The following is a 14,703-nucleotide window of genomic DNA, read 5'->3' as shown; positions in this document are numbered from 1 at the left end:
CCATGAGCACCTATCTCTATGGCGGCAACGTCCATGCCAACGGCATCCGCCAACATTACCTGCGCTACGGTGGCGCCCACACGGCCGGGCGCGATGCGGTCGTGATCGTGCCGGGCATCACCAGCCCCGCGGCCACGTGGGGCTTTGTGGGCGAGCGGTTTGGCAAGACGTTCGACACCTACATCCTGGATGTGCGCGGTCGCGGCCTGTCGGAAGCTGGCGCGTCGCTGGACTACAGCCTGGACGCGCAAGCCGCCGACGTATTGGCCTTCGCGCAAGCGCTGGGATTGGCGCAATACAGCCTGGTCGGCCATTCCATGGGAGGGCGCATCGGCGTGCGCGCGGGCCGGAGCCGGCCTGCCGGCTTGCACCGCCTGGTGCTGGTCGATCCGCCGGTGTCCGGCCCCGGCCGCCGGCCTTATCCGGCCAAGCTGCCGTGGTATGTCGATTCCATGGCGCAGGCCCGCCACGGGATGGATGCCGAGGCTATGCGCGCCTTCTGCCCGAGCTGGACGGATGCGCAGCGTCAACTGCGCGCCGAATGGCTGCACACCTGCGACGAGCGCGCCATTGTCCAAAGCTTCGACGCCTTCCAGACCGACGATATCCATGCCGACCTGCCGCTTCTGGATGTGCCGGTTTTGCTGGTGACGGCGGAGAAGGGCGACGTGGTGCTGGACGACGACGCGGCCGAAATCGCGCGGCTGGCGCCCGGCACGCGGCATCACCGCGTGCCGGCGGCGGGCCACATGATCCCGTGGGACAACGAAGAAGGCTTCTACGCGGCCTTCGGTGATTTCCTGGGCGCGCCGCTGGTGCAAGCCTGAATCGCCGGGCCTTCAAGCAAGGAGAGAATCATGCCTGTAAGCGACTATGAAATGGTAAAGGCCTGGCAGCAGGTGCTGACCTTGTCAAAGCTGCAAGCCGGCCAGTCGGTGACGGTGCTGACCAGCGCCGCGACCCATCCGCAAACGTTGTCGACGGCGCTGATCGCGGCGCAATCGGTGGGGGCGGTGGTCAACCGGCTGGATTTGCCGCCGGTCAATGGCGAAAAGGCGTTAAGCCGCGATTCGCTGGCCTACCTGGGCACCACGCCGCTGACCGGGAACCAACCCGCGATCGCGGCGCTGAAGGAAAGCGACCTGGTGCTGGACTTGATGACGCTGCTGTTTTCGCCGGAGCAGCACGAGATCCTGGCCACCGGCACCAAGATTCTGCTGGCGGTGGAACCGCCCGAGGTGCTGGCGCGGCTGGTGCCTTCCGAAGCGGACCGGACCCGCGTGAAGGCCGCGGCGGCGCGCATTGGCGCGGCGCGCGAGATGAGCGTGGTGTCGGCCGCCGGCACGGACCTGCGCTGCCCGCTGGGCGAGTTTCCGGCGATCAGCGAATACGGCTTCGTGGACGAGCCCGGGCGGTGGGACCATTGGCCTAGCGGCTTTGTGCTGACCTGGCCGAACGAGCGCGGGGCCAACGGCACGATCGTGATCGATGCGGGCGATATCCTGCTGCCGCAGAAGCTGTACGTGCGCACGCCGATCACGCTTACGGTGGAAAACGGTTTTGCCACGCGCATTGAAGGCGGAGTCGACGCGGAGCTGTTGCGCGAGTACGTGGCGTCGTTCCAGGACCCCGAGGCATACGCGATATCGCATATCGGTTGGGGTTTGCAGCCGCGCGCGCACTGGACCACGCTGGGCCTGTACGACCGCGAGGCCACCATTGGCATGGATGCGCGGGCTTACGAAGGCAATTTCCTGTTCTCGCTGGGCCCGAACAACGAGGCGGGCGGCAGCCGCACCACCACCTGCCATATCGACATCCCGTTGCGCGGTTGCACCGTGCGGCTGGACGGCGAAGACGTGGTGCGCCAGGGCAAGGTGCTGGATAGCGCCGCCGGGCAGCAATAGGCCATGGCGCCCAACAACCATCGATCAAGGAAGCCGCTTCATGCATGACGACATCTCTGCCTACGAGCGCCAGGGCTTTGGCGCCACGATGACCCCCAAGCCGCCCTATGGTCTGCTGATCGTGGACCTGGTCAATGGCTTCGCCGACCCGGCCGTGTTCGGCGGGGGCAACATTGCTTCGGCCATCGCGCAGACGACGCTTCTGCTGGGCCATGCGCGCAGCCAGGGCTGGCCGGTGGCGCACAGCCGCATCGTGTTCGCCGACGACGACGCCGACCACAACATCTTCACGCTGAAAGTGCCGGGCATGCTGACGCTGAAGGAAGCGCACCCCCACAGCGCGATCGTGCCTCAGTTGACGCCCGCCGCCGGGGAACTGGTGGTGCGCAAGACGGTGCCTTCGGCATTCTTCGGCACCGGCCTGGCGGCATGGTTGACGCAGCGCGGGGTGGGGACGCTGCTGGTGGCGGGCGCAGTCACCAGCGGCTGCGTGCGGGCAAGCGTCGTGGACGCGATGCAGTACGGTTTTCGGCCGCTGGTGGTGTCCGACTGCGTGGGGGACCGCGCCATGGGTCCGCATGAGGCAAATCTGTTCGACATGCGCCAGAAATACGCCACGGTGCTGACGCGCGAGGAAGCCGTGCGCGCGACGATGGCCTGAAGGCGCTGGCGTTCCGCCAACGGAAAAGGGGTTGTGCCTTGCCGGCACAACCCCTTTTTCATGTTCAGGGCCGCTTGCCTACACGGGGTAGACCAGGTCATTGGCCAGGATGGTGGTGTCGTACACCACCTGGCGTTCCTTCAGTTTGAGCACGCCGTCTTCCCGGGTGAAGCGGTCATAGTAGGTACCCGCCAGATGCAGGGTCGTGGGGCCTTCCACCAGGGTCTGCATCAGCATGAAGGCGGCCTGGGATTCGATCTCGCCTTCAGGCGATTCGCGGGTCACGCGGGTGTTGCTGACCAGATGCAGCATGTATCGCGGGGCGAACATCTGGGTGCGGGAGATGGCCACCGCGCGGTCGTGCATCATCGCGCGGCCTTCGGAATAGACCAGTCCGACCGGCAGGCCCAGCTCGGCGTTCTCGCGCGCGGTCACGCGGTACAGGCCGTCCTCGGTGAAGAAGCCGGGCCAGGCCTCGACCTGGCCGGCATCCAGCGTGGCGCAGTAGTCGGCGTGGAATTCATCGATTTCCTGGCGTAGCGCGATGGCGCGCGCCGGATCGATCTTGCGGGGGGAAAATTCGAATCGGGTTCTCATGTGTCTCGGTTCCTGCTCAGAAGCCCATCACGCCGCGGTAGTAGCTGTACATCGAGCGGATCGCGGCCTCCGAAATCAGCGTGTTCGACGTGCCTTGCTTGCCGGATTCCAGCTTCAGCACATTGACGTCGGTACTGGCGCGCCGCACGCCTTCCTGCACGAACTTCATGGCTTCGTTGTCTTCCAGACCGAGGAAGCCGGCCGGACCCATCAGGTTGCCCTGGCGCAGGCGGTGGCGTTCCATTTCGGGCGTATCGTCTTCGTAACCGAACATGGTCCATTGCATGATCATGCTGTCGGGCCCGTTGGGCACGATCTGGCGCACGCCCAGCGTGTTCATCTCGCGCTGGACGATCAGGTTGGGCCATACGGTCTGCATCGTGACCGACCAGGGCGAGTCGAACTCTTTCACGAATTCCAGGAAGCGGTCGTCCTGCAGGTGCAGGCCGTCATGGAAGGAGCGCATTTCCTTCTTGTTTTCTTCACTGACGGTGGCGTACTTATCTTCGCTCTTGGCCGACGCCATGGTGCCGTGGCGGCCGTGCACGGAATCGACGAGCATGGCCGATTTGTTGCCGGCCACCAGCAGCCCGAACACGACCAGGAACGAATGCAGCAGGGTCGCGTGGTACGGATCCTTCAGGTTCTCGTGGTACATCTTCCAGTTGCACGGCAGCTCGTTGCGGTAGTAGCCATGGATCTTCAGCTTCTTGCCGGGAAAGACCGTGTCGAAATCGGCCAGGATCTCGGGCGTCAGGTACTGGTCGATGGGTTCGACGTCCGCGCTGTACGACGCGAAGACGACGCCGTTACGCGTGGTCACGTGCAGCTTGCGCAGGCCGTGCTCGTCGTTCTTGAAGTCCTTGGGCATGCCGCCTTCGCGGTTCACGCCGCGCTTGAAGGGAATGCCTTGCAGGTTGCCTTTCAGGTCGTATGACCATTGGTGGTACGGGCAGACGAATTCCTTGGCGTTGCCCTGGCTATTGCGGCAGAACTCGGCGCCACGGTGGGCGCAGCGGTTCTCGAACACGTTGACCGAACCGTCTTCGGCGCGCGAGACCACCACGGGCGTCGGCCCGACATAAGAGCGTTTGTAGTCGCCCGGATTCGGCAGTTCGGCCTCAAGCGCCACGTAGTTCCACGTCTTGCCGTGGAAGATCTTTTCGACTTCCTGATCGTAGACGGCGCTGCTGGTGTAGACCCAGTCGGGGATGTAGTGCAGCGCGTCTTCCGGCCAGACACAGTCGGCCAGGGCGGCGTCTTTCGACGCTACCGTGCGGCCGATGACGGTTTGTGATTGATACATGAAAAGCTCCTGTCGAGGCGGGGCAGCAATGGAATTCAGGGCGTGGCGGCGACGAGCTGCTGGCAGGCTTTCACCAGCGGCTTAAGCGCCACGGTCTCGTCGGCATAGCGCTGCGGATCGATGCGCAGGCCTTGTTCGAACAGCACGCGCAATTGGCGCAGGTCGCCGCCGGCGTTGATGGCAATGGCATGGACCGGCACACCGTCGCGGTGGCCCAGCCAGATGAACTTGGGCGCGTCGGCTTCGCTTTGGGGCGTGCCGCGGCAGGTATAGGCCAGCCCGGGTTGCGGCAGACCCAGCATCTGCACGTTGCAGCCGAACTGGTCCGTCCAGAACCACGGATAGGGTTCGCCGGGCGCGGGTTGGCCCAGCATGCCAGCGGCGGCGGTGCGCGCCTGTTCGTTGGCGTTCTGCCACGACTCCAGCCGCAGCGCCATGTTCAGATGACGCCGGTGCTGGCTGGCGCAGTCGCCGGCTGCGTAGACGTCGGGGTCGCTGCTGCGGCAGTCGGCGTCAACGACGATGCCGCCGTTGGCAGGGTCCAGCGCCAGGCCGGCCTGGGCGGCCAGCGACACCTCGGGCGACAAGCCAATGGCGACGACCACTACGTCGGCGTCGATCACGGTGGCGTCCTGCAGTTCGATCGTAAAGCGGGCCTGATGCGGGACGGTGTCATCGGGAAGGGGCTGCCAGTCGCAGCGCGCAATGCGCGCGTCCAGGCGCAGCGTCACGCCAGCATGCCGGGCGCGTTCGGCCAGCCAGTCGGACAAGGCCGGCGGCAGCACGCGTTCCAGCAGGCGCGTTGCGCTTTCCAGCACGGTCACGCGTGCGCCCAGGCCGCGCGCGGTGGATGCGACTTCCAGGCCAAGAAAACCGCCGCCGATGACGGCGACGCACGCATCCGGCGTCAAGCCGGCGCGCAGCGCCGCCGCGTCATCCAACGTCCTGATGTAATGCACGCCGGGCGTGCCGCGGGGCAGGCTGGGCAGTTCGCGCGCGCGGCCGCCGGTGGCAAGCAGGCAGCGGCGGTAGGGCAGGCGGCGTCCGTCGGCCAGGTGAACCAGATGGCCCGCGGCATCCAGCCGCACGGCTTCGGCGCCGGTCAGCAATGCGATGCGCCGCTGTTCATAAAAGCCGCCGGGATGGACGGCCGTCTGCGCATGCGCGTCGGCTGCTTGCAGCACGGCCTTGGACAGGGGCGGGCGTTCGTAGGGGGCATGCGGCTCGCGGCCGACCAACGTGATGGGGCCGTCATGGCCCAGGTCTCGCAGGGCCGCCGCCGCGACCGCGCCGGACTGCCCGGCGCCGATGATGAGGATCGAGTCGGCGTCAGCCATGTTCACCCCTGCACATTCGCGTAGATGTCCTGACCTTCTACTTTTACCGGGTAAACACGGATGCCGCGGGTGGCCGGCGCGCACATGGCCTGGCCGGTGCGGATATCGAATTTTGCCTGGTGCAACGGGCATTCGATGCAGCCGTCTTCCAGGTAGCCGTCGGACAGCAGTGCGTAGGCGTGCGTACAGACGTTGTCCGACGCGAAGAACTCGCCTTCGCTACGATATAGCGCAAGCTGTTTCTCGCCGGCCGCGACGGGAATGACTTCGTCGTCGTCAGTGATCTGGTCGGTAGAGGCAATGCGGATCCAGTTCATAGAACTCTCTAATCAGTATGCTGAGTAATGTGGTCAGTGTACTGCCCAAAAAATCAACTCAGGAGCTAGGGATTTCCCCGACGCGATGAAGACGGGCGGCTTGCTGCCCCCTCGTAAGCGGCTGGAAATGCAGGGTTTTCGCGCCTTTCGCAGTCGGGATTAACCTTGTTGACACTCAAAATTACTGTCAGTATGCTGACTAACAATTCAGTGTGCTAACGTTTTTTTGGGTCTTGAAAATGCGGCGTTGGCATGGGTTGAGGCGGGTCCAAGGGGACTCAATCGAATCAGATCGGGAGCACTACATGCAACGACGCCGTTTCCTCGCACAAGCCGCTGGCGCCGCCGGCGCCGGACTTGCCACTGTCGGCATGCCCGCCATCGCGCAGTCCGCGCCGGCGGTGCGCTGGCGCATGTCGACCAGTTGGCCCAAGAGCCTGGACACCATCTATGGTTCGGCCGAAGAACTTTGCAAGCGCGTGGCGCAATTGACGGAAGGCAAGTTCGAGATCCGCGCGTTTCCCGGCGGCGAACTGGTGCCGGCCGCGCAGAACATGGACGCGGTCAGCAACGGAACGGTCGAATGCAACCACGTGCTCAGCACGGCCTATATCGGCAAGAACACGGCGCTGACGTTCGATACCGGCCTGTCGTTCGGGTTGAATGCGCGCCAGCACAATGCCTGGATCCATTCGGGCGGCGGCCTGAAGATGCTGCGGGCGCTCTATAAGAAATACAACATCGTGAATCACGTCTGTGGCAACGTCGGCGTACAGATGGGTGGCTGGTACCGCAAGGAAATCAAGTCGGTCGCTGACTTGAAAGGGTTGAACATGCGGATCGGGGGGATTGGCGGCATGGTTTTGTCCAAGCTGGGCGCGGTGCCGCAGCAGATTCCGCCTGGCGATATCTACCCGGCGCTGGAAAAGGGCACCATCGACGCAGCCGAGTGGATCGGGCCATACGACGACGAGAAGTTGGGCTTCAATAAGGTGGCGCCTTACTACTATTCCCCCGGCTGGTTCGAAGGCAGCGCGTCGATCACCAGCATGGTGCACGACAAGGCCTGGGATGCACTGCCCCCGGCCTACCAGGCCGCGTTCGAAGCCGCCGCGGGCGAGCAGACCATGCGCATGCTGGCCAACTACGACGCGCGCAATCCTCTGGCGCTGCGCAAGCTGATTGCCGGCGGGGCCAAAGTCAGTTTCTTCCCCAAGGAAGTGATGGACGCCGCCTATCACGCGTCGCAAGAGCTGTGGGTGGAACTGTCTGCCAAGAATCCGGACTTTGCCGCGATCTATCCGGATTGGAAAAAATTCCAGGTGGATCAGGCCGGCTGGTTCCGCGTTGCCGAAAGCCCGCTGGACAACTACACCTTCGCCGCCGTGGCGAAGGCGCAGGCCAAGTGACCCGGGGAGGCGAAGGGCAGTCATGACGACAGATCACGCCAATGCGCACGGCCGGCCGGGCAAGCCGCAGGGAGTGGGTGCGCGCGTGCCGCGCAAGGAGGACGCGCGCCACCTGCACGGCAAGGGCAATTTCGTGGCCGACATGGCCATGCCGGGTTTGAGCGAAGTCGCGTTCCTGCGCAGCCCGCTTGCGCATGCGCGCATTTCGGCGGTGCGCGTGGCCGACGCGGTCGCCGGCAACGTGTTCCTGCGCCAGTCGATGCCCGATGCGCGCGACATCGTGGCCGATTCCACGCTGCCGACCTATCAAGCGTCGGCCCAGCCGCCGCTGGCGTCGGGAAAAGTGCGTTTCGTGGGGGAACCCATCGCCATGGTGTTTGCGCCGACGCGCGCCGAAGCCGAAGACTATGCCGAACTGATCGAGGTCGACTACGACGACCTGCCGGTGTATGCCGACGTTGATAGCGCGCAGGCTGCAACGGGCGATCTGCTGCATGAGCAGTGGCGTGACAACGTCTTCGTCACGCTGAATGCCGACAAGCAGTTTGACGAGTACGCGGCCCAGGCCGACGTGGTGGTCCGGCGCAAGATCGACCTCGCGCGCCAATGCATGGTGCCCATGGAAGGCAAGGCGGTGCTGGCGTACTGGGACCACCAGGCCGACCAACTGGTGGTGGTCAGCGCCACGCAAGTGCCGCATATGATCCGCAGCGTGCTGGCGCAATGCCTGGATTTGGAGCAGGGCCGCGTGCGGGTGGTGTCGCCCGATGTGGGCGGCGCCTTTGGGTACAAGTGCGTCTTGCAGCAGGAAGAACTGTGCGTGGCGTGGCTGGCCAAGACCTTCAAACGGCCGTTCCGCTTTATCGAGGACCGCCGTGAACACTTGACCGCGGGCGCCAATTCGCGTGAGCACCATTACGAGATGGTGGCCTATGCCGACCGCCGCGGCAAACTGCTGGCGCTGGACGCCAAGATCACCATCGACGGCGGCGCCTATTCCGTCTGGCCGTTCACCATCGGCCTGGAACCGGGCCAGGCCATCGGAAACCTGCCCGGGCCTTACGCCTTCAAGGGATACCGCTGCGTTACGCGGGCGGTGGCCACCAATAAGCCCGGATTCGTGCCTTATCGCGGCGTGGCGCGCACCGGCGTGTGCTTTGCCATGGAACTGACGATGGATGCGATTGCGCGTGAAGTCGGGCGCGAGCCTTGGGAAGTCCGCCACGAAAATCTGGTGCAGGGCGACCAGATGCCGTTCGTCAACGTCACCGGAAAGCACCTGGACAGCGGCAACTATCCCGCCAGTTTGCAGCAGGCCATGGACATGATCGGCGTGGACGCGGTGCGCGAACGCCAGCGTCGCGGTGAAGCCGACGGCCGTTTGATCGGCGTGGGCTTGGCCACCTATACCGAGCAGGCCGCGCATGGCACGTCCGTGTTCGCCGCCTGGGGCACCCCCGTGATCCCGGGCTTCGATCAGGCGACGGCGCGGGTCACGCCCGACGGCGGCCTGGAGCTGCGGGTCGGCGTGCATTCCCACGGGCAGGGCATGGAGACTACTTTTGCCCAGATCGCCAACGAGATCCTGGGTGTCGACGTGGGCAGCATCAAGCTGCTGCACGGCGATACCGGGCAGACGCCATTTTCCACCGGCACCTACGCGTCCCGCTCGCTGGTGATGTCGGGCGGGGCGGTGTCGCAGGCCTGTAAACGCCTGCTGCCCCGGCTAACGCATATCGGCGCGCACTTGCTGCAGGTCGATCCCGCGAGCGTGACCTGGAACCAGGACCGGCTGGAGGCGAACGGCAAGTCGGTGTCGGTGAAGGACGTGGCCGACGCCTGGTATCTGCGGCCGCAACTGTTGCCGCCCGATGTCGATCCCAGCGGCCTTGAGGTCACGGTGGGCTACAAGCCCAAGGTTGATACGGGTTGCTTTACCTATGCGACCCACGCGGCGGTGGTCGCCGTCGATCCGGGCACGGGCGGCGTCGAAATCCTGGACTACGTGGTGGTGGAGGATTGCGGGACCATGATCAATCCCATGGTGGTCGAAGGCCAGACCATCGGCGGCGTGGCCCAGGGCATTGGCACCGCCTTCTATGAAGAGACGCCTTACGACGAGAATGGGCAGCCCCTGGCGTCGACCCTGGCGGACTACATGTTGCCCGGCGCCACGGAAGTCCCCAACATGCGGCTGCATCATTTCGAGACGCCGTCGCCGCATACTGAATTCGGCGCCAAGGGCATGGGCGAAGGCGGCGCCATCGCGCCGCCTGCCGTGCTGTTCAACGCGGTCAACGACGCGCTGCGTCCGCTTGGCGCGGCCGAACTGTTGCGCACGCCCTTGTCGCCCACGCGGGTGCTTGCCGCCATTGCGCAGGGCAAGCAGCCCGTTCAGGCCGCCGCCGAGGTGATGGCATGAAGGCCGCTGCATTCGAATACGCGCGCCCCGGCACGCTGCAGGAAGCGCTGGGCGCGCTGCGGGGGCACGATGGCCGCGCCAAGTTGATGGCCGGGGGCCAGTCGCTGGGCCCGATGCTGAACCTGCGCCTGGCGCGTCCGCCGGTGGTGATCGACATCTCGGGTCTGGACGAACTGCGGACCGTCACGCGGCAGGGGGGCATGCTGCGCGTGGGCGCGGCCGTGACACACGCTGAAATCGAAGATGGCGTGCACGAACTTCTTCGCGGCACGCCGTTGCAGCAGGTGGCGCCAGGCATTGCCTACCGCGCCATCCGCAATCGGGGGACGTTGGGCGGCAGCCTGGCGCATGCGGATCCGGCGGCCGACTGGGTGCTGACCGTGGTCGGTTTGGGGGCGGCGCTGGAAATCGCCGGCCCGGACGGTGTGCGCATGTTGCCCGCAGACGGTTACATGCAAGGCGCTTACACCACGGACCTGCGCGACGACGAACTCATCGCCGCGGTGCACGTGCCGGTCGCCAGCCCCCAGTCGCGCTGGGGCTACTACAAGTTCTGCCGCAAAACCGGCGAATTTGCCGAGGCCAGCTGCGCCGCCTGGTTCGATCCGGCGACGGGCGCCGCCCGCGTTGCCGTGGGCGCCCTGGACGGCGCGCCCAAGCTGCTGCCCGGATTGGCCGCGCGCGTCGCGCGGCAGGGGCTGGCGGGCCTGGACGAGACGCTGCTGGCCGATGAACTGGCCGGCGTCATGCCGGACAAGGATGAACACCACCGCAAGCTGCACGGGACGGCCGTGGCGCGCTGCCTGGCTCAGGCGTTGGGTTGACAGGAATAACCATGGTTCAGGTGACATTGGAAGTGAATGGCAAGCGCGTGTCGCACGAGGCGCCCGCGCGCATGCATCTGGGGGATTTCTTGCGCGATCAGGCACGCCTGACCGGCACTCACCTTGGTTGCGAGCATGGCGTTTGCGGGGCCTGCACGGTGCTGGTGGATGGCGCGCCGGTGCGGTCCTGTATTTCGTTCGCGGTCGCTTGCGAAGGCCGGCAGGTGACAACCATCGAAGGCTACGACGCCGATCCGGTGATGCAGCGGTTGCGCGCGGCCTTCACCAAGCATCACGCGTTGCAATGCGGCTATTGCACGCCGGGCATGCTGGCGACCTCGCGCGATATCGTGCTGCGGCTGCCCGAGGCCGACGAAAGCCGCGTCCGGGTGGAGCTGTCGGGCAACCTTTGCCGCTGCACCGGCTACATGGGTATCGTTGCCGCCGTGATGTCGGTGCTGGCGGACCTGCGGGCGCAGCCCGACGCCGCCGTCGAAGGATTGCGCGCGGCCTTGGCGCAGGGGCGCGGCGCGGCGCCGGCGGTGGAGAAACCCGTGGCGTTCGCTGGTTTCACGCCGACGGCGCACGCCGTCAAATCCTCCAACCCTGCTGAGCCGGCCGCAACGGCCAGTGCGGCGGCGGCCCCCGCCGGCAAGAAGGAGGGCCGCGGCAGCCAGATCGACGCTGGCTTCCAGGTGCCGTTCCCGGCAGCGGACGTCTGGGCGTTCATGGTTGACTTGCCGGCCCTGGCCAGTTGCCTGCCGGGCGCCTCGATCGAATCGCACGAGGGCGATCGCGTCAAAGGCCGCGTCGCCATCAAGTTTGGCCCGATGGCCGCGGCCTTCAACGGCGCGGCCCGGCTGGAACGGGACGACGCCGCCATGCGAGCGGTGTTCCGGGGCGCCGGGCAGGATTCGCTGAGCCAGTCGCGCGCCAATGGCGATATCACCTATCAGCTTGAAGCGCTGTCGCCGACCGAAACACGGGTCAACGTGAACCTGCTGTATTCGCTGCAGGGTCCGCTGGCGCAGTTTTCTCGGTCGGGGCTGGTGCAGGATTTCGTGCGCCGCATGATCGCGGACTTCGGCAACAACGTGACGGCCCGGCTGCGTCAGCCCGCCGGCCAGGGTGAGCCCCTGGTTCAAGCCAGTTTCAATCCCACGGCCATGTTTTTCAGCGTGCTGTGGGCGCGCATCAAGCGTTGGTTCGGCCGCGGCGGCTGAGCACGCACGGGGATAGGCCGCTGCAATGGCGGCCGCACAGTGTCGACGGATGACGGGGAAAACCATGCACGCTGTATTCGCAAGAGGGTGGCGCAAAGCGGTATTGGGCCTGGCGGCCGCCGGGTTGAGCGCATCGGCCTGGGCGCAGGCGCCAGAGCCGCTGAGGGTGCGGTTGGACTGGACGCCATGGGGCGTGCACGGCGCGTTTCACCTGGCCCAGCAAAAGGGCTGGTACAAGCAGGCCGGGCTGGACGTATCGCTGGAAGACGGCAATGGGTCGGTCACGACGGTGCAGATTGTCGGGGCGGGCGACAGTTTCGACGTGGGGCACGCCGCGCTGGCTTCCATGATGATCGCCCGCGAGAAGGGCATGCCCGTCAAGGCGGTGGCGGTGTTCGCGCGCCAGAGCGATATCGGGTTGCTGGTTCCCGCCGACGCTGGCATTACCGGGCCAGCCCAACTGAAGGGCAAGAAGGTGGCTTACACCGCCGGTTCGCTGGAAGCGCCGTTCATCGATGCCTTTCTGGCGGCGGGCAAACTGAAGAAAAGCGACCTTGAACTGATCAACGTGGACGCCGCCGGCAAAGCCTCCACCTATGCCGTGGGGCGGACCGACGCGGCGTTCTCCACGATTCCATTTTTCCTGCCGGTCGTCTCGCAGAACCGGCCGTCCCGCGCGGTGCGTTTCGCCGATTTCGGCTTGAACATGCCCAGCTTCGGCCTGTTCGCCAACGAATCGAAGCTGGCGCAGCGGGGCGAGGCCATCGCACGATTTGCCGGCGTGACGGCGCGCGCCTGGGAATACATCTACGCCGGGCATCAGGACGAGGCGGTGGCCGCCATTCTGGCGCAACGGCCGCAGGCCCGGCTGGACAAGACGGTGTTGCGCGGCCAGATCGACGCCTTGCAGCCGTACTTCGGACAGCCCGTGCCCGGTGCGCGGCTTGGCGCTATCGTGCCGCAGGACTGGACCGAGGCGGTCAAGACGCTGTCCTCCGTGGGCCTGGTTAGCGCGGGTGCCGAGCCCGCTACGTTCTACGTGCCTGGCCTGGCGCACCCGGAGCGCTACGACAATCTGGTGCAACCATGACGCCGTGGGCCGTCGACGCGCGGAATGTGCGCAAACGTTATCCCGGGGCATCGGGCGTGGAGGCGCTGGCCGCGGTATCGGTCGAGGTGCCGTCAGGCCGCTTCGTCAGCATCCTGGGGCCTAGCGGTTGCGGCAAGAGCACGTTCCTGCGCTGCGTGGCCGGCCTGGAAACGATCTCCAGCGGCGAGCTGAGCGTGGCGGGCGTGCCGGTGCAGGGGCCGCCACAAGGCATGGGCATGGTGTTCCAGCGCGATGCGCTACTGGAATGGCGCAATGTCTGGCGCAACATCCTGCTGCCGATTGAATTCGCGCACAAGCCCGTGGCGGCCTACGAGGAAAAGGTGCGCGGGCTGCTGGCCCTGACCGGCCTGGAATCGTTTGCCCAAAGCTATCCGCGCGAACTGTCCGGCGGCATGCGCCAGCGCGCCGCGATCTGCCGCGCCTTGGTCGACGACCCGCAACTGCTTTTGATGGACGAGCCTTTCGGCGCGTTGGACGCGCTGACCCGCGACCAGATGAACGTAGAGCTGCAGCGGATCTGGATGGAGACGCGCAATACCGTGCTGTTCGTGACCCACGGGATCGCCGAGGCCGTGTTCCTGGGCGACGTGGTGATGGTGTTTTCGCCGCGCCCCGGCCGCATCCTTGAGTCGATCGAGATCGACCTGCCGCGGCCCCGGCCATTGGCGCTGCGCGAAACGCCGGCGTTCGGCGAATACGTGCGGCACATCCGGGGGCTGTTCCAGCAAATGGGCCTGATCGACGAGGGCGCCCGGGCCGACGCGCGCGTGGAGGTCGTCCGATGATCCGGCTATTGCGGGGGGCCGGCCGCCGGATGGCGGGGCTGGTGTCGGTGGCCGTGTTCCTGCTGTGCTGGGAGTTCGCGGCCCGGATCTTCCATGTGCGTCCCATCATGCTGCCGCTGCCCGGGCAGGTAGTGCTGGAATTGGCGTCGGAGTGGGGCTGGTATGCCGGCCACGCCGCCTACACCTTGATGACGACGCTGGCCGGCTTTGCGTTGGCGGTGGCGGGCGGCGTGGCGATCGCCATCATGCTGGTCGGGTCGCGCTGGTTCGAACGCTTCATCTACCCCTTGATCGTGGCGCTGAACAGTGTGCCGAAGGTCGCCATCGCGCCCTTGTTCGTGATCTGGATGGGCACGGGCGCCGAGCCCAAGATCGCCATCGCGTTCCTGATCGCCGTGTTCGCGATCATCGTGGACACCGTCCATGGCCTGCGGTCGGTGCCGCAAGACGTGCTGGACCTGGGGCGGGTGCTGAAGGGTTCGCGGCGCGATTTCTTCTTCAAGGTGCGGCTGCCCAGCGCGCTGCCCTCGATCCTGGCGGGTATGAAGGTGTCGATCTCGCTGGCGCTGGTGGGCGCCATCGTGGGCGAGTTCGTGTCGTCGCAGCGCGGCCTGGGCTACGTGATCATGAGCGCGCAGGGCACGTTCGACACGGTAAGGGTGTTTGCCGCGATTTTCGTGCTGGCGCTGATGGGCATGCTGCTGTTCGCGCTGTTGGCGTGGCTGGAACGCCGGTCGACGCCGTGGCTGGCGCATCACCGCGAAGACGGCTGAGGCGGGTTCCGGGCGCGGGGCGGCGGACGCC

14 protein-coding genes are annotated in these 14,703 nt (G+C 66.1%); 10 read left to right on the top strand and 4 right to left on the bottom strand.

Translation table 11 applies throughout. The annotated features are described in order from the left end of the window. The first annotated feature begins 2 nt into the window (after nt 1–2). From ACI0FO_RS07990 to ACI0FO_RS07980, 3 genes are read left to right on the top strand one after another with little or no spacing between them, the layout of a single operon-like run. Nucleotides 3–827 (top strand): alpha/beta fold hydrolase, encoded by an 825-nt coding sequence (locus ACI0FO_RS07990; RefSeq protein WP_416025587.1) that lies wholly within the window; start codon nt 3–5, stop codon nt 825–827. Between the two features lie 30 nt (nt 828–857). Beyond that, the gene (locus ACI0FO_RS07985; RefSeq protein ID WP_416025586.1) at nt 858–1,907 is read left to right on the top strand and encodes a 2,5-dihydroxypyridine 5,6-dioxygenase; all 1,050 of its coding nucleotides are present in this window, start codon (nt 858–860) and stop codon (nt 1,905–1,907) included. A gap of 40 nt (nt 1,908–1,947) precedes the next feature. Further along, the gene (locus tag ACI0FO_RS07980) at nt 1,948–2,568 is read left to right on the top strand and encodes an isochorismatase family protein (RefSeq protein ID WP_416025584.1); all 621 of its coding nucleotides are present in this window, start codon (nt 1,948–1,950) and stop codon (nt 2,566–2,568) included. Nucleotides 2,569–2,646: 78 nt separating this feature from the next. On the opposite strand, the gene ACI0FO_RS07975 is transcribed toward ACI0FO_RS07980, so the two are convergent. Genes ACI0FO_RS07975 through ACI0FO_RS07960 form a run of 4 tightly spaced genes read right to left on the bottom strand, consistent with a single transcriptional unit; the run spans nt 2,647 to nt 6,125 of the window. After that, nucleotides 2,647–3,165: an aromatic-ring-hydroxylating dioxygenase subunit beta gene (locus ACI0FO_RS07975; protein ID WP_416025582.1), complete on the bottom strand. Its 519-nt coding sequence runs from the start codon at nt 3,163–3,165 to the stop codon at nt 2,647–2,649. A gap of 16 nt (nt 3,166–3,181) precedes the next feature. Continuing rightward, complete coding sequence (locus ACI0FO_RS07970; protein WP_416025580.1) at nt 3,182–4,471, bottom strand: aromatic ring-hydroxylating dioxygenase subunit alpha; 1,290 nt, start codon at nt 4,469–4,471, stop codon at nt 3,182–3,184. A gap of 35 nt (nt 4,472–4,506) precedes the next feature. Then, the gene (locus ACI0FO_RS07965; RefSeq protein WP_416025578.1) at nt 4,507–5,808 is read right to left on the bottom strand and encodes an NAD(P)/FAD-dependent oxidoreductase; all 1,302 of its coding nucleotides are present in this window, start codon (nt 5,806–5,808) and stop codon (nt 4,507–4,509) included. Between the two features lie 2 nt (nt 5,809–5,810). Continuing rightward, nucleotides 5,811–6,125, bottom strand: coding sequence for a non-heme iron oxygenase ferredoxin subunit (locus tag ACI0FO_RS07960; RefSeq protein WP_416025577.1), 315 nt, complete (start codon nt 6,123–6,125; stop codon nt 5,811–5,813). A 305-nt stretch (nt 6,126–6,430) separates the two neighbouring features. Here ACI0FO_RS07960 and ACI0FO_RS07955 point away from each other — a divergent pair, with 305 nt between their 5' ends. From ACI0FO_RS07955 to ACI0FO_RS07925, 7 genes are all read left to right on the top strand, one after another. Further along, nucleotides 6,431–7,534 carry a TRAP transporter substrate-binding protein gene (locus tag ACI0FO_RS07955; RefSeq protein WP_416025575.1) on the top strand — a complete coding sequence of 368 codons (1,104 nt, stop codon included), beginning with the start codon at nt 6,431–6,433 and terminating at the stop codon, nt 7,532–7,534. 22 nt (nt 7,535–7,556) lie between these two features. Continuing rightward, nucleotides 7,557–9,956, top strand: coding sequence for a xanthine dehydrogenase family protein molybdopterin-binding subunit (locus tag ACI0FO_RS07950; protein ID WP_416025573.1), 2,400 nt, complete (start codon nt 7,557–7,559; stop codon nt 9,954–9,956). Next, nucleotides 9,953–10,780, top strand: coding sequence for an FAD binding domain-containing protein (locus tag ACI0FO_RS07945; RefSeq protein ID WP_416025571.1), 828 nt, complete (start codon nt 9,953–9,955; stop codon nt 10,778–10,780). Before ACI0FO_RS07950 ends, ACI0FO_RS07945 begins: the two co-directional genes overlap by 4 nt. 5 nt (nt 10,781–10,785) lie before the next feature. Then, a complete protein-coding gene (locus tag ACI0FO_RS07940) occupies nt 10,786–12,003 on the top strand; it encodes a xanthine dehydrogenase family Fe-S subunit (protein ID WP_416025689.1) in 1,218 nt (405 codons plus the stop codon). Nucleotides 12,004–12,067: 64 nt separating this feature from the next. Beyond that, nucleotides 12,068–13,093 (top strand): ABC transporter substrate-binding protein, encoded by a 1,026-nt coding sequence (locus ACI0FO_RS07935; RefSeq protein ID WP_416025569.1) that lies wholly within the window; start codon nt 12,068–12,070, stop codon nt 13,091–13,093. Then, nucleotides 13,090–13,899 (top strand): ABC transporter ATP-binding protein, encoded by an 810-nt coding sequence (locus tag ACI0FO_RS07930; RefSeq protein WP_416025567.1) that lies wholly within the window; start codon nt 13,090–13,092, stop codon nt 13,897–13,899. Before ACI0FO_RS07935 ends, ACI0FO_RS07930 begins: the two co-directional genes overlap by 4 nt. Beyond that, nucleotides 13,896–14,672: an ABC transporter permease gene (locus ACI0FO_RS07925; protein ID WP_416025565.1), complete on the top strand. Its 777-nt coding sequence runs from the start codon at nt 13,896–13,898 to the stop codon at nt 14,670–14,672. Before ACI0FO_RS07930 ends, ACI0FO_RS07925 begins: the two co-directional genes overlap by 4 nt. Nucleotides 14,673–14,703 lie beyond the last annotated feature (31 nt).

The organism is Achromobacter marplatensis (assembly GCF_049060505.1).
Classification (GTDB): domain Bacteria; phylum Pseudomonadota; class Gammaproteobacteria; order Burkholderiales; family Burkholderiaceae_B; genus Achromobacter; species Achromobacter marplatensis_A.
The sequence above is the reverse complement of the archived record's forward strand: the minus strand, read 5'-3'. Positions and strand labels throughout refer to the sequence as shown.